Below are 16,770 nucleotides of genomic sequence, written 5' to 3' on the forward strand. Positions count from 1 at the left end.
CCTGAGTTCGCGATGCACTCACGCGTAAAGCAATGAACAGAGCCAAAGATGTTCAGAGCTTGCCGCGGAGCAACTGGCACGATTTTTGTGAAGCCTTCGTTGCGGCGGCAAAATTGCCGGCCGATTCACCTTTGGGTTGCCCTCGCAATCGAAGAACGAAGGAAAGCAATATGATCCATCAGACCCGCCTTAAGTGGGAAAGCAGCACCGCCGGTGGTACCCGAATGCTCGATCGGCCGATTGGCGCCGACCACCCAACAATCGCTCTCTACCGGCGATTGGCCGCTGACCCCCCGGAGACAGGATTCGACTGGCATGTGCCTGACGATCGATCGCGTCCGCCGTGCACACCCCTGAGGCCCGTTTTTCGATCGATCGTCAAAAGAAGAACGGGGCAGGGGTAAAAACATGGATCAGCGCAAGAAGCGGTCGCCCAACGAAATCCGGCGTGCGTGGGAAGTCTGTCCGAACATTCCCGCGCGTGATTTCGCCGCCCAATTGGCCATTTCGGAAGCGGAACTGGTCGCGGCCCATTGCGGTTTCGGCGCGGCACGCATCGACCCGCGCATCAATCACCTTCTGACGGGCCTCGAATTCGTGGGCGAAGTGACGGCGCTGACCCGCAATCAAGGTGCCGTGCACGAAAAGATTAGCGTCTTCAACAGAGTGATAACCGGCAACAATCACGCCATGGTCCTTGGTGACGAATTCGACCTTCGCGTCTTCCCGCAGGCTTGGAGGTATGGTTTCGCTGTTGAAAGGCGCCATCGCGGCGGAATCCAGCGCAGTTTGCAATTCTTCGACGCCGCCGGCGCAGCAGTGCATAAGGTGCATCTCAGGCCGGTCTCCAACCTTCATGCCTATCGAAAGCTGGTGGCCGAGCTCGTATCCGCCAACCAGGAGCCGACCATGTCGCTTAAGGCGAGAGTAGCCGACCTGGGGGCGAGGACTGCGGACTGGGCCGGCACGGTGGACGACCTACGCGAGTACTGGAGCCGGCTGACTGACGTCAACCTTCTAAAGACGCTCAAGCTCAGCCGCTGCCAGGCTTTGCGCATGGTCGGCCAGGATTACGCTTGGCTGCTCGACAATGCCGCAGTTGGCGCCGTGCTCCAGCGTGCGGCCGAAGACGAATTGCCGATCATGTGCTTCGTCGGCAACCGAGGTTCTATCCAGACCCATTCCGGCTTAATCAAGTCGGTCAAGCAGATCGGGCCGTGCATCCATGTGCTGGACGAAACGTTCCGGCTGCATCTCAGGACCCACCAAATCCGTGAGGTTTGGGCCGTGCGCAAGCCGACCAATGACAGTCACGTCACCTCGCTCGAAGCATATGGGTCCGACGGCAAGATCATCATCCAGTTGTTCGGTGCGCGCAAGGAAGGCGAACGCGAGCGCGACGACTGGCGGGTTCTGGCGGAAAACCTGCCTCGTTTCCCCGACAGCTACATGAGAAAAGACCGATCGTCGTCGGTGGGACGCCGGCGCCCATCTGCCTCCGCAGCCAGTAGCCGGGCATTGAAGCCGAGACCGGGGACACGATGACGCAATAAGCGCGCTGTATTATCGCAACGCGATGAGCAGGAAGCAATTTGGCGCTGCCCCATCGACCGCATGGTTACGACGAAGCCGCGGCCTTTGGGCCGAGCTCAGAGGTGACAATAGCGTGAACGCCGCCGACCGTCACTCCCCACCAGGCGGTCAGGTTTTGCGGTTCGGGCCGAGCAAAAATACTGTCAAGACAGCGAGGAACGTGGCAACCGCGCTGTAGACAAAGACACTGGCAATACCCGTGTGATCCACCAATAGGCCACCGAAAGTTGTGCCGGCTGCGATGGCCACTTGGAAGGTTATGACCATCAGTACACCAGCGCTCTCGGCCTGTTTCGGAGCGGCGCGTAGCACCATCCATGTCTGCAATCCGACCGGGACCGCGCCAAAAGCAAAGCCCCATACGGCAACTGCAATTGCCGAGGTCAAGGCCGATGCTCCCATGGTCAGGAGCGAGACAGCGGCTACGGCAATGAGCAGGGGCGGCAGGGCCGCGACCGCCTTGAGACTGTGTTTGGTGAGGAATGCGCCGGCTAAATTGCCGAAGACGCCGGCCGTGCCAAAAGCAAGGAACACGAGCGGGATTGACTTCTTTTCGAGCGCAGGAACGCTCTCGAGAAAGGCGCGGATGTAGGCGAAGCTGGCAAAATGGCCGGAAGCGACCAATAGCACGACTAGCACCGCAACCTTCATCGCCGGATTCTTCGCGACATCCAGCGGACTGCGGAATCTGCGCACTTCGATCGGAGGCAGTGGCGGAATGGTTACGAGTTGCACGAGCAGCGCAACGGCACTCACGATTGCGGCGACCTTGAACGAGGCTCGCCATCCCCAAATGTCACCGACATAAGCGCCGATTGGAGCCGCGCAGACGGAGGCGACAGAAACGCCGGTGAGGATGATCGACATGGCGCGCGGCATGAGGTGACTTGGAACCAGCCGCATCGCCAACGCTGCCGAAATTGACCAAAAACCACCAAGCGATATGCCAAGGACGACGCGTGCCGCCAGCAAAACCGGCAGCGACCCCGCAACCTCTGCCAGAACGTTCGACAGGATCAGCAGGAGCGTCATCGCCCAGATGACGACCCTGCGGTCCAGACGCTTTGTCACGAAGGCGATTATCGGTGCCGAGATCGCCGCGACGATTGCGGTCGCTGTTAGCGCCTGTCCAGCCGTGCCCGTGGTGATACGGAGATCATGCGCGAGCGGTGTCAGAACGCTGGCGGGCAGAAACTCTGCCGTCACAAGCCCGAAGGTGCCGAAGGAAAGCGAAATGATGGCACCCCATGCAGGGCCAGAACGTTGATAGGGACTTTCTGGGTCAAGCCGATCTCGGTCGAACAAAGCCGCGTCCACTAAATCTGTCGCCGATTCGGTCATGAATGAGTTCTCCGGCTAGTGTTGCAGCAGGGGTGGCTACATCGCCGGGGATCAAAGCCGCGAGACCTTCCGGCGGCGGCCAGTCGGCATCAGTCGAGGCCTCGGCGCCCGACGCATCCGAGGCCTCATCGGAGGGCCGACGGACCCAACCGTCGACAATGCGGGAGAGTTCTCGGCGCGGTCGCATCGATCGCATTCGTGAAGTGCGGTCTGTTCACTGCGAACCAAGCAAGCCGAACGCGGTGTCCTCGATTGAGGCCTTGATGGGGGGATGATCGACGATCTCTATATTGCTTTGAAGCAGGAAGTTCCGTCGCCATATGTGGTTATCCTGGCAGCCAGAATTGAGCGGTTGTCGCAAGCACCAAGGCGGTCGCAATGAGTGCAACGAGGCGGAAGTCTGATGGATGGCTGCGGTTCGATGGCCGCGCGATCGACAAAATTGAGGTGATGAGTTATCCCTTTTGAAGCCGTTGCTCCCAATTCTGGGATAAGGTAATTGCAGGCGGTCCCAGCAACGTCGGGCGGCCTTTTTGGTGATCGAATTCATGGGACGACACTCTCGGTCCGTGACGCATCTGCGAATGACTGCGCAAGTTCCGTGCCATCAACGACAAATCTGGCTCTGCTGAGCGGGTGGTGGAGGCACGAGCGTGGTCTATCCCAAGAGCTTGCCGCAAGGTTGTTCGAAGTTGAGGTGCCGGATAGACCGCAAATATGTCGGGCGGCCTGGGGTTGGCCAACACGAAGATGCGCAAGTTCAAAAGGACGAGCTGAACCCTTGCCGATATCCGTCCGAGGCTGATCTGGAGAAGGTCAAGAACTGCGTCTTGAAGGCTTCCGCCGCACCGGCAAATGCGAAGCCAAGGTGCTGGGCAAGATGGACAGGGCCATCCAACCCGTCGACTGGACGCTCATTAATGGCGTCGGTGTGGCTCTGTAGCTGGCGAGAAAAACGCCCTGCTGAAAGACAAAAGCTCGTGTGACCGGCTCTGAAGGACGGCCAATGAGGCATGCGAGGAGAGGCTATAGTCCATTCGTGTAGACTGATCTTGTCCCACGGAGGCGGCTAACCACCCCGCCAGACATCATCGAGGGGAGCGCCACTAGGCTCACCCCAAGTGTTGGTCGTTTCCACCTGGTGACCTCGGCCAAGTCACCAAGCCGCTTAGCGCAAGCTTTCGAACTGGATGCTCCCCGGGCACATGATCGGCTAGCGATCCCACCAGTTGAGTTGCTCCAAGTCGGTGTCTAGCTTTCTACATTCTGTGTCCGACGCTGGACAAGAATGTTGCAATCCCGACCAGTAAGTCAGCACAGGCGCCACCTGTTGCCCAGCAAAACGGCAAGGATTATCGAAAGACGAATTCGGCACGGAGCTTGCACCAACGATTGCATGCAAACGACAGCATCTCATGAACGGTCTCTCGATTCTGGCGCGGTTAAATCGCGGCCGGTTCCAGATCATGTCCCGCCCGAAATGGTGAGGGACTTCAACCTGTTTACGTCGCCCGGCATGTTGCCGACGGCTAACGGGGATCCGCATGCAGCGGTTGCTTGCGTTCATGCCGGGCCTCCGATCTTTTATTCAACCAGCAACACGCGCGACGGTCGGGGTACCTGGGTCATCACTCGCGCGAGCGACCAGCGCCGGGTGCTGCAGGACACCGAAACGTTTTCCAGCCATCGCAGCATCTTCGCCTCTGTGCTCGGCGAGAGCTGGCCGATGATCCCGCTTGAGCTCGATCCGCCATTCCACGGTGTTTTTCGCTCACTGCTCAATCCGCTGCTTTCGCCAAAGCGGGTAATGGCATTGGAGCCGGCTGTCCGGGAACGAGCGATCAAGCTGATCGACAGGATCGCCGCATCAGGCACGAGCTGCGACATCATGAAGGATTTTGCAGTTCCGTTCGCGGTCAATATCTTCCTTCGCTTTATTGGGCTTTCGGACGACGGACTAGAAACATTTGTCGGCTGGGCTAGAGATCTGCTCCACGGCGATAAGGAGCAACGACCACCCGCAGCCCGGGCGATCGTGGCCTTCATCGACGAACTTGCCACCGAGCGCCGCAAGGAGCCGGTCGATGATTTCATGACCTTCATCGTGAAGGCAAAGGTCGAGGGTCGTCTGCTCAGTGACGAAGAAGTCCGTGGCATCGGCGTGCTTGTGTTCGTCGCGGGACTCGACACGGTCTCAGCAGCCATATGCTTCGACTTGGCCCATCTCGCGCGCAACCCCAAAGATCAGGGATTGCTACGAAGCGAACCTGACCGGATTGCCGTCGCTGCGGAAGAATTGCTGCGCGCCTATTCGACCATTCAGATGATCCGAGTGGCAACGAAGGATGTCGACTTCAAAGGCGCGCCGATCCGCAAGGGAGATTATGTTTCCTGTGCCACGATGATTGCCAATCGTGACCCGGCGGAATTCGAATGCCCGAATGAGATCGATCTGGCGCGCGAGGACAACCGGCACGCTGCCTTTGGCTATGGTCCCCATCGTTGTCTTGGCTCACACCTTGCCCGGCGGGAGATTGTCATTGGCCTGGAGGAGTGGCTGGCGCGCATCCCAGCCTTTCGGATCAAGACAGGGACTGAACCTATCACCTTCGGCGGCCATGTGTTCGGGATCGAGAATCTGATCCTGGACTGGTCCTGAAGTTTCAGCCAACGACATTGGAGTTCGCTATGCGTGTCGTCGTACATAAAGCCAGATGCCAGGGTCATGCGCGCTGCTGGGCGCGGGCGCCGAGAGTCTTCAAGCTTGATGACGCCGGCTACATCTTGCCCGGTGATATTGATGTTGCCGATGGGGAGCAACTGCTTGCCTCAAAAGGGGTACGAGCCTGCCCCGAACAAGCTCTGGAAGTTGACGAGCCCCCCGCTAACTCAGTTGTAGAGAGAGACACACGCAAAGTGCAGACTGGCATCGGGAAGGACAAAACAATCATACAATTCGCGACAGACCCTGTCGACCACGCGAAAATTACCGAACTGCGTGACCGAGAGGCGATCCGCAACTGCCTGTATCGGTACTGCCGCGGGATAGACCGCGCCGATGAGGCGGCGCTGCGTAGCGCATACTGGCCCGAAGCGTATGACAGGCACGGTCCCTATTGCGGACCGGCAGAGGACTTCATCCAATTTGCTCTCGGTCTGCCGGGGCACCGTAACATCCATCAAATCACGAACAGCCTGATCGACTTCATCAGTTCAGCAGAGGCCGCGGTCGAGAGCTATTTCACCGCGCTGCAACGCGGACCGGATACAGACCAAGAAATACGTCAGACGCTGCTTTGCGGCCGTTACTGCGATCTGTTTCAGAAGAGGCAGGACGAGTGGCGAATTGCGGAACGGACAGTCGTCTACGATTGGGTTGAGGAGCAAATCCCGCCAGCGATTCTTGAGGCAGATAGGTTCGGCCGGCGACAGCCGATTGGAGCACCACATCCAGACGATCCCATCTACCAGTTGCTCAAGGGTCACATCCCCACCGACCAAGATGGCGTCGAGGGTCCCCAACTGGGAGCTGCATAAGTGGGTAGAAATGGAGGATGAGCGCCCTACGGGAACGACATCTGTGTGGGGCCGCAACTGGCGGTCACTGCAACGATTTGGCTCGGCCCTTCATTCCGCCCAAGGTTGATGGGCTGAGATCACAAGCGGTCATCGTGGAGAAGCTCTCGTGAAACTGGCAGCACGCACCGTAATCATCACAGGCGCTGCGGGCGGGATCGGCCGTGCCCTGGTCGATATCCTTGCCGCGGACGGAGACACTGTAGTTGCGGTGGACCTTCCGGGCAGTGGTGTGGTTGAACTGGCTCGGGATCTCGGGTCGCCGCACGTCGGTCTGGAGTGCGATGTGTCGCGAGAGAAGGACATGCTCTCACTTTTCGGCCAGGTCGAAGCACGCTTCGCGCAAATCGATGTCCTCATCAACAATGCGGCGGTTGGACCCACGATGGATAGGATCATCGACACCGCTGTCGATACCTTCCGACGCGGCGTGACAGTGAACCTTATTGGGCCATTCGTTATGGCCAGGGAAGCGGCGCGGCGCATGAAGCCGGGCGGTGCGATCGTCAATGTGGCTTCGATGGCGGGCGTGGTCGGCAATCCCAGGCGCAACGCCTACGCAGCCTCGAAAGCTGGCGTGATCTCGTTGACAAAGTCCCTTGCATGCGAGTGGGCTATGCGAGGAATCCGCGTCACGGCGGTGGCGCCGGGCTCCGTCCGCACCCCAATGGTCACAGAACTGGCACGCGCTGGCAAAATGGACCTCGCGGCGATACGCCGCCGCGTGCCGATGGGGCGCTTGGCTCGCCCCGACGAGATCGCCAGGGTCGTGCGTTTTCTGAGCAGCACGCAGGCGCGCTACATCACCGGCTCGGTGCTGGCAGTCGACGGAGGCTGGATGTCATTCAACCAGCCGGGGGATGCTCACCCGCCGGTGGATGGTGCGCTCCAAGCCGAGCTCTCCTGTCCGGCCGAATGCACAGATGCGCGAATCGTGCTCGTCACCGGTGGCGCAAAAAGCATTGGCGCGGCCGTCGCTCGCCGCTTTGCCGCGAACGGCGACACCGTCGTGATTGCTGATAAAGATGGCACTGCAGCGGCAGAGCTGGCTACATCGCTCCCCGGCAAGCATCTGGCGAAATCGCTGGACGTGGCCGTCGAGAGCGATGTGGTGTCGATGTTCGAAGAACTGAGGGGACGCTTCGGGTATATCGATGTTCTGGTCAATAGTGCTGATACCGCCGACAGGATTGTGCCTGCGATCGAGCAACTGTCGAAACAGCTCGAACACGTCCTGGATGTCAACCTTACCGGCGCCTTCACCTGCGCGCGCGAAGCGATCAAGGCTATGCGCCCGGGCGGCGTGATCCTCAATCTCGGGTCGATCGACAGCTTTCTGCCGTTCGCGCCGCGCCATGCCTACGGCGCCTCCAAGGCGGGGATGGATATGCTGACCCGTTGCATGGCGGCCGAACTCGGGCCGGTCGGAATTCGGACAGCCACCGTCGCTCCTGGCCACATCCGCACGCCCGCACTTGCTCAGTTGGCCAAAGCCGGCCGCATCGACCTGACAGCAATCGGACGACGCATCCCCATGGGCAGGATGGGACGGCCAGAAGACGTCGCAGATGCATCGTTCTTCCTTGCTTCGTCTGACGCCTCATACATCAACGGCTCGATCCTCTACGTGGACGGCGGCTGGACCTCGTTCGGTGATGCGGGAAACGCCAGCGAGCTCTATGACGAATGTTTTGCGGAGGCGGCAGGTTAATTGCCAGGCCTTCGCAGGGCGACCGGCCGAGCATTATGAAGCCTCGGCTCCACGACGCACCTGAGGTGCTTGAGATCCAAGCATGCGCATGCCGAGCACATTCCCGGTCGGCTGACGTGTCTATAACGAGGAGAAATCATGGAATTTGCCACTTTCATTCTGGCCGCCCAGCGTGGCTATCACCAATCCTCAGAAAGCGTCATCCGCAACTCCATCGAACAGGCCGTCGCTTCGGAGCAGGCTGGGTTCAACACCGCGTGGTTTGCTGAGCACCACTTCAACAATTACAGCCTCATACCATCCCCGCTGATGATGGTGGCGCACTGCGCCGGCTTGACAAGCACGATTCGCCTGGGCACTGCCGTCTGCGTGCTGCCGCTTTACCAACCGCAGCGCCTGCTGTCCGAGATCGGCTTCGCCGACATCGTTGCGAACGGCCGTCTCGAGCTCGGCGTAGGCTTGGGATACCAGCAGTTCGAGTTCGAACGGTTCGGCGTGGACATCGATGAGGCGCCGGCCGTCTTTTCGGAATACCTGGACATCATTCTCAAGGGCCTCAACCAAAACGTCTTCGAACACGACGGCCAATATGAGAAGATCCCCCCAACAGCGATTTCGGTCCGCACAGTCCAGCAGCCGACGCCGCCTATCTGGATCGCTGGCGGAGCCGCACGGATGGCTCGGGCCTACCGCGAGGGGCACAATTTTTTTGTCACAGCCTTCCACGACGGCTTAGAGACTTTGACCACACTGCGTGAATCAGTCGAGAGGGCGGCGGCATCCGAGGAAAAGAACGTCACCGACGTCAAGATATCGCTGCTGCGCTGCTGCTATGCCAGCCACGACGAGTTGGAGATCAACAGCTATCTCGACAATGCCCGCTTCCAGCGCCGGCTTTCTGAAGCCCTGCATCAGCGCCGCCAACAGAGCCACGATGGCTACCTGCTGCAGGAGACACCGACCCAGCAGGATCTGTCCTTCGAGACCATGCGCAAAAATTTGCCGATTGGCAGCGTAAATCGCGTGATTGATCGCCTGCTGGAAGAGATCGATATCTTGAAACCGGACCAGATCGCAGTTCAGACTCAATTGGGCGACTTCGACCAAAAGACGATGCTGCGCCAGATCGAGCTCTGGGGCGACAAGATCATCCCTGCGGTCAACAAGGCGCTTTGTCATGCCGGAAGCTGAAGCCGGCCGTTACGATGATGGCTGCCTATCCAGCGCGCAATGGCGTGGGTCCGAGCTAGGGAGGAGCTTCGATCAGCATGTGCTGCCCTGCTTACATTCACGTTCGCTTGAGGAGGTCCAGGCGGGCGAGGTGTTGGCGACGGAGGGGACAGGCCTTTCGTCTGTCGAATTGCGTGATGTCTTGGCCGCAACTTTCCCGTCTACCTCCAGCAGCGTATTCGCTTTGGAGGAGTTGAGCGAGCCCGAGCCGGAACTGGAAGAGGAACTGCTACGCCGGCTGCTGCTAGCGCATGCTGCGCCGGCCGACCCGGCGAGCGCCCGCTTGGCCAAGATCATCGCCCGGCGTGCGATGCGCATGGACCATCTTTGGCGGGATCTTGGCCTCTCAAATCGCGCTGAGCTCAGCCGCCTGCTTGCCAGACATTTTCCCGCGCTGGCGGCAGGCAACACAGAAAACATGAAATGGAAAAAGTACTTTTACCGCAAGCTGTGTGAGGCCGAAGGCTTTTCGTCATGCACAGCACCCAGTTGCGGGGAATGCCATGACTTCGAAAGCTGCTTCGGCCCGGAGGAAGTTGAGAGTTGCCTCTCGCCGACCACGAATGTCGGTTAGTCACTTCGCTTGATCGCAGCTGCGGACAAACGCTTATCGCGGCGCCGTCGTATGGAGGAAGGGATGTTCATCGCCTCGCGATATTTGGTGACGGTACGGCGAGCGACATCGATGCCGGTCTCCTTGAGTTGAGCAACGATGTCTTCGTCGGAATGTACCTTGTCGAGCGATTCTTCGGCTATGATTGCCTTGATCCGATGGCGGACAGCTTTGGCGGAGTGCGCATCGCCGCCCTCGCAGGATGCGATTGGCGCAGCGAAAAAATACTTCAGCTCGAACACCCCGCGCGGAGTTAACATGTACCTGTTCGAAGCCACCCGGCTTACCGTCGACTGGTGCATGCCGATCTCGTCAGCGACATTTTTGAGACAGAGAGGCCGCAGATGGGCGGCGCCGTGTGTAAAAAAGGCATCCTGCTGGCGCACGATTTCGGTCGCAACCTTAAGGATCGTCTTAGCGCGCTGCTTGAGACTGCTGATCAGCCAGTTCCCTTTTTCCTGGTAATGGTCGAGAAACGCTTTGCCTTCCGGATTTTGCTTGGTCAGCTGCGAGATTTCGGCGACATAGGTTTGGTTAATCAACACTTTGGGCAGCGTGGCCGGATCAAGCTCCACCCGCCATCCACCTTCGGACGAGGGCATTACCCAGACGTCCGGTACGATGGTTTCCGGCGTCCCGGACTGGAACCGGTCTCCAGGCTTGGGATCGAGCGCGCGGATTTCGTTCCTCATGTCGAGGAGATCCTCCTCGTCGACTCCGCAACGCTGCTTCAATCCCTGAAAATCCCCCCGTGCAAGCATCTCGAGATTGGCGACCAAAGCTGCCATAGCCGGGTCGAACCGGTCTTGCTGGCGCAGCTGAATCTCCAGGCATTCGCTGAGAGTTCGCGCAAAAATGCCCGGCGGATCAAATTGCTGCAAGATTCCGATGACCCGTTCCACATCAGCTTGCCGAACGTTTAACCTCCTGGCCAGATCGAAAAGGTTTACCTGAAGATAGCCAGTGTCCTCCAGATGAGCGGCGAGCTGTCCGGCAATCAGCCGCTCCTGGGGGGTGAACGGGGTGAGGGCGACCTGGCGGGCGACATGGTCGTGCAATGTTTCGGTGTGGGCGGTAAACTCCTCGACGGCAGGTCGATCGTTGCCGCTACTGCGTTGCGACTTCCATTGCCCGCGCCCGCCAGACGGCCCGCCAATGGGCGATTCGCCGATTTCGCTTCTGCTTTGACTGCTCCGCTGATCCACCCCTGGCAGCGGCGAATCGTCGTCAAACGGGTCAGGCTTCAAAACGGGGTTCTTCTCGAGTGCCTGCTGCACGAGCTGATGGAGTTCAGTATGCGTCAATCGCAGCAAGCGAATAGCTTCAATGGCTTGAGGCGATAAGACCATACGTTGCTTCTGGCGTTGAAGCAGGCTTGCTGAGAGATGCATGTTGAACCGTGATCTGCCGAGGAGGCTCTAGTGTGTGCTTGGGTTGTGTGAGACTTTCCACTTCTGGGTCATGCCGCCGCCTTCAATTTGTCGAGAACGTTTTGCGGGGATGAAACGCCATAGGGGTCCGTCTCGCAGTTGTCACAGAAGCCTTCCTCCTCGAACCACTGCTCCACCACGCCATCGTCGATCAGAGCGGCGTATCGCCAGGAGCGCATGCCAAAGCCCAGATTGTCCTTCGCGACCAGCATGCCCATTTTGCGCGTGAACTCGCCCGACCCGTCTGGGATCAGCTCGATCTTCTGCAGCCCCAAGGACTTTCCCCACGCATTCATGACGAAAGCATCGTTGACCGAGACGCAGTAGATCGCGTCGATTCGCAGTTCCAGAAATTGATCATAGAGTTTTTCGAAATCGGGCAGCTGGAAGGTCGAGCAGGTCGGGGTGAAGGCGCCAGGCAGCGAGAACAGGATGATGCGCTTGCCCCCGAAATAATCGTCGGAGGTCTTGTTCTCCCACCGATAAGGATTTGGCCCCCCGATCGACTCATCGCGAACACGCGTGCGAAAGGTCACGAGAGGAACGTTCTTTCTATAGGTCATTGATTTGCTTCCAGGCCAAAGTGGTACGGTGCATTTTTCGGTTAAACTGAAGCGGCATCGACTTCGGTCGACAGTTCCGGCAGCCTCGCGCCTTGGCGTGGTTGCCTCGGACCGGTCTTGTGCAAGACCGCCCCCGAGCAGGCACGTTCAACGGCGACGAGCTTCCGCGGAGACGGGGAATTTTGCTCGCGTGCTTTATCGAGCTTTGAGAGGTAGGCATGGTCTGCAACCGTGATTTTGACTGCGTTCTATCGACCGAGTCGCAAGCGCCATGCCAATTGACCCGATGCCTTGGGTTCACTTCGGTTTTTGCAGCAACTTTCGTGTTGTGCAGTAATGCCGGTCGATATTATTGCTCAAGCAGCACTGGAAATTGGGTGCGACTCCGTTCGGCAAACCCGGCCTTTGTCCGAAGCCGGACACGAATGTCGGAAATAGCCAAACGCCAGGATCTGGGGCGGGTTAAGAAACGTTGCCGTGGGCACCGGCTTCAGCACAATTGCGCCACGCGAGCATGGCTCCCAGCGTCAATGCCGTGCAGCAGCGAGACGAAGTCACTGCAGAATATCAACCTCTGCGAAGTCGTTGAAACCCAGCATGTGCGAGCCGTTCGAGGCGCAGATCAAGGCATGCTCGAGGAAGAGCTCGTGCTCTCGGCAGCAAGTGTTGCGACGTCTGACAAGGATCGTCGCGCTTCAAGGAAAAGAACCTGAATGGTGCACGGCTTGTGAAGGCCGGCGCATGGAAATGGCTGGGCTGATCATCCTCCATGAGGGTTGAATGAAGAGCTGGCCCCTATCTCCCTCAGCTGCAACGGGGGGAGATAGGGCATGTCCGTCTATCGCGCTGGGTAACATTCCTCGGTGATGCAATAAGGGGGAGCAATTTCTCATTTCGGCAGACACGACCCAGCTCTCCTTTCATGCGCTGATTCCCCCAGGGGAAATCGCGACTCCAGGCTTCCTATGCAGCGAATCGCGGTGCTGTCCGATGTCCGACAATGTCGGATGCGGATCGTAGCTGGGCTAGATCCGTCACTTTGCCTCGATGGTTTCCCACTGGCCTTATATCTGCTTCGCCCAAATGCGGCGACATAACCTGTGCGGCATCTGTGAATGGATCGACTTCAATCCAGACCTCGGAGGTCCCGATGCGCGAAGGGAGCTTGCCGATATGACGGCCACCATAGCGAACCACGGTCCGGACGACGAGGGGACTTGGATCGGCGGGCCTGCGGCGCTGGGACACCACCGCCTGGCAATCATCGATATCCAGGGCGGCCGCCAGCCGAGGATGCTCCAGGAGGATGGCCGACCTGACTAGGTGCTCGTCTACACGGGTGAGACTTACAACTACCGCGAGCTGCGTCAACAGCTGGCCGGCCTAGTCCATCGCATGAACACGAACAGTGACACCGAGGTGGTGCTGCACCGCCCCCGCGAGTAGGGCTCTTCGGCGGGTACACTTTTTTCACGAAATCCGTGAATGTTTCTCGCGACATCATCCCGCAATCGGTGGTGCAGCGGGTGAAGAGCCCGTATCCGGCTATCCAGAATGCCGCCTACGACAAGATACTACGTACGCGGTTCACTGTGATGCTGGACGACCTAGTGCCGGCAGTGGCACCGCTGTTGTCCGTCGACAGGTCCCGCGCTTGCTCGGTGCGACCAACAACCTTAAGCGCTAGGGCGTAACCTGACCCTGCAAGATCTCCTCACCGACTATAAGGTGCGCCTCACGATCTGAGACGATGGGACAGGATGGCTAAGGAGGTGCGCCGTCTTGCATGCCCCGCCAGCGAGGCGAACCCTCTTGGCTACGCGCGCCACCAGCGACGCTCCATATCGTCAGGCCTGCGTCTCATGCTCAGATGAGCCGGTATTTGGCTCTCTCATCAGCAAACCGAGAGAGCCCATGCCAAGACGGAAGCAAGCAAGACGAACGAGCGTCAGAGATATCCTGCGCCTGACCCATAAACAGGGCAGTCCGGTGGGCCAGGTGGCAGAGCAACTGAGGTTCGGCAAGACTTCGGCTTCCACCTATCTGCGGGCGCTGGAGACGCGCTGTCGTGCAGGCCCCGCATGCGGCTTTGAGGACGATGCGATGTTGAAACACCGTCTGTTGGGCCGAATCGGCCGTCGGCCACACGTTGGGTCGTCATCAGGTTCTCGACAGCTTCCCGGTGTCAAATCCAAACCGTGGTCGGCGATCCCCACCAGGGTGGGAAGGCAGCGCTGATATAGCCGAACGTCGATCAAGTCACGATCAACGATTGCCTCATGTCACATGCCCTGCGGGACTGAAAAACGGAGAAGAACATGTGCGATGCAAAACTGAAGACCGTGCTTTCGCTTTTTTCGCCGGTGGCCAGCAAATTAGATGCTCTCTCGTCCAACGGACCAGCGACGGATGCAAATTGCGTTAAGCTAAATACGAACGAGAACCCGTTTCCGTTGCCGAAGAGCGTAATGCAAAGTGCAATTGCTGCGATCGAACACCAGTATCTTTATCCGGAAGACGACAATCTCAGCTTAAGGGCAGCTGCCTCCGATGCTTACGGATTTTCCAAAGATCAAGTGATTGCCGGCAACGGTTCGTCGGAGCTGCTCGGACTCATCTACAGAGCTTTCCTCGCCCCAGGAGATAGAGTGGCAATGCTGTCGCCCGGATTTTCGTTCAACCGTAAACTTGCCATGTTGCAGGGTGCCGAGTTTCTCGAAATCGCATCGAGCGAAGCTCATCCCCTGCCGATAGAAAAACTGCTGTCCGGCCCCGCAAAAGACGCGAAGTTCATTCTGTTGGCTAATCCGAACAATCCGACCGGAACATTCGTGCCGGTGGCCGAAATCGAACGCCTTGTGGAGCAAGCAGATCGCTTGATCGTCTTGGATGAGGCCTACGTTGACTTCGCACCCGACCATGCCCTGCGCCTCGTCAATAGACATCCGAATCTTTTGATCTTGAGGACTTTTTCAAAGAGCTATGCTGCCGCTGGCGTGCGAGTCGGCTTCGGTTTCGGTCACCCAGAAATCATTGGCAGGCTGCGCAACATCCAGAATGTCTTCAACATGAACGTGATCGGGCAGGCGGTCGGGAAAAGCATTCTTGCGCATCGCCACGCCTACGAAGAGAACCACAGGCACATCAAGCATGAACGACAGCGAGTGACCCTGGCGCTGTTGCAACTTGGCTTTTCCGTAACACCCTCCCACGCAAACTTTTTGCTGGCCCGTGTGCCGGCGGGACAGGAGGGCTCATGCTGGCAAGCCGCGTTGAAAGAGCAGGCGATCCTCATCGCCAGCTTTCCTGACGTAGATTTGAAGAACTGTATTCGCGTCAGCATTGGCACCACAGAGCAGATGGACAAATTCCTTGCTGCCGCCGAACGCGTCTGTATGAACTTTAAGAAGAATCGCGGTGTTCACAAGCATGAAGTCGATTCACATCAAGCATCAAGTAATGATATGTCGTGAGCTATGATGATTAGCGAATAAATATAGGTAATTTGGAGAACAATTAATTGAAGAAAATTTCCGCTTCGGGCCTGACCTTCGGCATCTTCGATCATCTGGACGAAAACGGCGATGACATCGCACAACAATATGCAGATCGGCTGAGCCTAGCAGAAGCGTGCGATGGCTATGGCTTTTATGCGTATCATCTCGCCGAGCACCACTGTACGCCGCATGGCAGAGGTCCATCACCGAATTTGTTCTTAGCGAGCGTCGCCCAGCGAACCCGCAGTCTTCGTGTTGGTCCCATGGTAATGCTACTTGCGCTCTATCATCCGCTGCGTGCCTTCGAGGAGATCTGCATGCTTGATCAGTTGAGCGGCGGCAGGCTTGAACTCGGCATAGGGCGCGGCTCTGCTCCCACTGAATTGGGATACTTCGGGGTTGCTGTAGAAGCAGCACCAGAACAGTATGCGGAGGCCAGTGAGATTCTCATCAATGCGATGAAAGGCGGGACGCTTTCTTATCAGGGCCGCCACTTTGAGTTGAAAGATGTTCCGCTGACGTTGAGACCTCACCAATATCCCCATCCGCCGACATGGATCGCCACCAATCGACCCGAGCCGGCTAGCTGGGCCGCTGCGAATGGGGCAAACATCGCCTGCGTCGGACCTTCCACTTCTGTTCGCAGCGTTACCGACGCGTTCCGCGCCGCCCGAATTCACGATGCTGACATTGGCCAGCAAGCGCCATTTCTTGGATTGCTCCGAATGGTGGTGATAGGGCGTTCTGAAACAGATGCGTATTTGCTCGCAGCACCTGCCTATGAACGATGGCTCAATAGCTTCAAATTTCTATACGAACTAAATGCCATTTCCACTCCACCAAACTTGCCTTTGAACTTCGATGCAGCAATTGAAAGTGAATTGTGCGTCGTGGGAACGGCAGATTCTGTCCGAAAAGCTCTCCTTGATCAGCTGGAAGAGGCAGGTGCTAATTATCTTCTGTGTCAACTGGCATTTGGGGATTTGCCGCTGGATGCCTCACTATACACCGCATCGGCCATTCGATCCGAAATCATGGCTCGAGTTGCCGCATCGTGAATCCGTCGTGTGATTGGAGGAGCAGCGGCAGCGCTGCTCCTCATTGCGAAACGGTTGTGGGGGCCGGACTCCTGTGTCAGGTGTAAACCATTGGAGCACGTCCTATCTGATCCAGGTCATATCCTGCGGCTTTGAAGTAGTTGGCACATTCGGCTGGG

At 58.2% G+C, this 16,770-nt stretch carries 11 protein-coding genes and 1 pseudogene; 9 read left to right on the top strand and 3 right to left on the bottom strand.

The window, feature by feature from the left end; all coding sequences use genetic code 11:
* The first annotated feature begins 408 nt into the window (after positions 1 to 408).
* Positions 409 to 1,545: a ChuX/HutX family heme-like substrate-binding protein gene (locus tag EJ079_RS09810; protein WP_127808909.1), complete on the top strand. Its 1,137-nt coding sequence runs from the start codon at positions 409 to 411 to the stop codon at positions 1,543 to 1,545.
* A 156-nt stretch (positions 1,546 to 1,701) separates the two neighbouring features.
* Here EJ079_RS09810 and EJ079_RS09815 read toward each other — a convergent pair whose 3' ends face one another.
* Positions 1,702 to 2,934 (bottom strand): MFS transporter, encoded by a 1,233-nt coding sequence (locus tag EJ079_RS09815; RefSeq protein ID WP_127808910.1) that lies wholly within the window; start codon positions 2,932 to 2,934, stop codon positions 1,702 to 1,704.
* Between the two features lie 1,480 nt (positions 2,935 to 4,414).
* On the opposite strand from EJ079_RS09815, the gene EJ079_RS09820 reads away from it, so the two are divergent.
* From EJ079_RS09820 to EJ079_RS09840, 6 genes and pseudogenes are all read left to right on the top strand, one after another.
* Positions 4,415 to 5,593 (top strand): cytochrome P450, encoded by a 1,179-nt coding sequence (locus EJ079_RS09820; protein ID WP_164873932.1) that lies wholly within the window; start codon positions 4,415 to 4,417, stop codon positions 5,591 to 5,593.
* A gap of 29 nt (positions 5,594 to 5,622) precedes the next feature.
* Positions 5,623 to 5,745: pseudogene (locus EJ079_RS33760) on the top strand (ferredoxin); the annotation flags it as partial.
* Between the two features lie 138 nt (positions 5,746 to 5,883).
* Positions 5,884 to 6,471: a nuclear transport factor 2 family protein gene (locus EJ079_RS09825; protein WP_050580531.1), complete on the top strand. Its 588-nt coding sequence runs from the start codon at positions 5,884 to 5,886 to the stop codon at positions 6,469 to 6,471.
* A gap of 148 nt (positions 6,472 to 6,619) precedes the next feature.
* The gene (locus EJ079_RS09830) at positions 6,620 to 8,221 is read left to right on the top strand and encodes an SDR family oxidoreductase (RefSeq protein WP_063169384.1); all 1,602 of its coding nucleotides are present in this window, start codon (positions 6,620 to 6,622) and stop codon (positions 8,219 to 8,221) included.
* A 138-nt stretch (positions 8,222 to 8,359) separates the two neighbouring features.
* Complete coding sequence (locus EJ079_RS09835) at positions 8,360 to 9,412, top strand: LLM class flavin-dependent oxidoreductase (RefSeq protein ID WP_024505249.1); 1,053 nt, start codon at positions 8,360 to 8,362, stop codon at positions 9,410 to 9,412.
* A complete protein-coding gene (locus EJ079_RS09840) occupies positions 9,399 to 10,025 on the top strand; it encodes a nitrogen fixation protein NifQ (protein WP_127808911.1) in 627 nt (208 codons plus the stop codon). Before EJ079_RS09835 ends, EJ079_RS09840 begins: the two co-directional genes overlap by 14 nt.
* Here the strand turns inward: EJ079_RS09840 and rpoN are convergent.
* Together rpoN and EJ079_RS09850 are read right to left on the bottom strand one after the other, a co-directional pair.
* Entirely contained in the window at positions 10,022 to 11,455 is a 1,434-nt protein-coding gene (rpoN, locus tag EJ079_RS09845; protein ID WP_127808912.1) for an RNA polymerase factor sigma-54, read from the bottom strand. The genes EJ079_RS09840 and rpoN overlap by 4 nt on opposite strands.
* Before the next feature lie 68 nt (positions 11,456 to 11,523).
* A complete protein-coding gene (locus EJ079_RS09850) occupies positions 11,524 to 12,057 on the bottom strand; it encodes a peroxiredoxin (RefSeq protein WP_024505252.1) in 534 nt (177 codons plus the stop codon).
* Positions 12,058 to 14,375: 2,318 nt separating this feature from the next.
* Between EJ079_RS09850 and hisC the strand changes: the two genes are divergently transcribed.
* Both hisC and EJ079_RS09865 read left to right on the top strand, forming a co-directional pair.
* A complete protein-coding gene (hisC, locus tag EJ079_RS09860) occupies positions 14,376 to 15,530 on the top strand; it encodes a histidinol-phosphate transaminase (protein WP_127808913.1) in 1,155 nt (384 codons plus the stop codon).
* Positions 15,531 to 15,577: 47 nt separating this feature from the next.
* On the top strand, positions 15,578 to 16,612 hold the full coding sequence (locus tag EJ079_RS09865; RefSeq protein ID WP_095484287.1) for an LLM class flavin-dependent oxidoreductase: 1,035 nt from the start codon (positions 15,578 to 15,580) through the stop codon (positions 16,610 to 16,612).
* Positions 16,613 to 16,770 lie beyond the last annotated feature (158 nt).

Source organism: Mesorhizobium sp. M7A.F.Ce.TU.012.03.2.1, from assembly GCF_004006095.1.
GTDB lineage: Bacteria > Pseudomonadota > Alphaproteobacteria > Rhizobiales > Rhizobiaceae > Mesorhizobium.

Bases quoted from the DNA above. Each gene is read 5' to 3' on its own strand.
- EJ079_RS09810 (WP_127808909.1), top strand. From the start codon at position 409: ATGGATCAGCGCAAGAAGCGGTCGCCCAACGAAATCCGGCGTGCGTGG.
- EJ079_RS09815 (WP_127808910.1), bottom strand. From the start codon at position 2,934: ATGACCGAATCGGCGACAGATTTAGTGGACGCGGCTTTGTTCGACCGA.
- EJ079_RS09820 (WP_164873932.1), top strand. From the start codon at position 4,415: ATGGTGAGGGACTTCAACCTGTTTACGTCGCCCGGCATGTTGCCGACG.
- EJ079_RS09835 (WP_024505249.1), top strand. From the start codon at position 8,360: ATGGAATTTGCCACTTTCATTCTGGCCGCCCAGCGTGGCTATCACCAA.
- EJ079_RS09840 (WP_127808911.1), top strand. From the start codon at position 9,399: ATGCCGGAAGCTGAAGCCGGCCGTTACGATGATGGCTGCCTATCCAGC.
- rpoN (WP_127808912.1), bottom strand. From the start codon at position 11,455: ATGCATCTCTCAGCAAGCCTGCTTCAACGCCAGAAGCAACGTATGGTC.
- EJ079_RS09850 (WP_024505252.1), bottom strand. From the start codon at position 12,057: ATGACCTATAGAAAGAACGTTCCTCTCGTGACCTTTCGCACGCGTGTT.
- hisC (WP_127808913.1), top strand. From the start codon at position 14,376: ATGTGCGATGCAAAACTGAAGACCGTGCTTTCGCTTTTTTCGCCGGTG.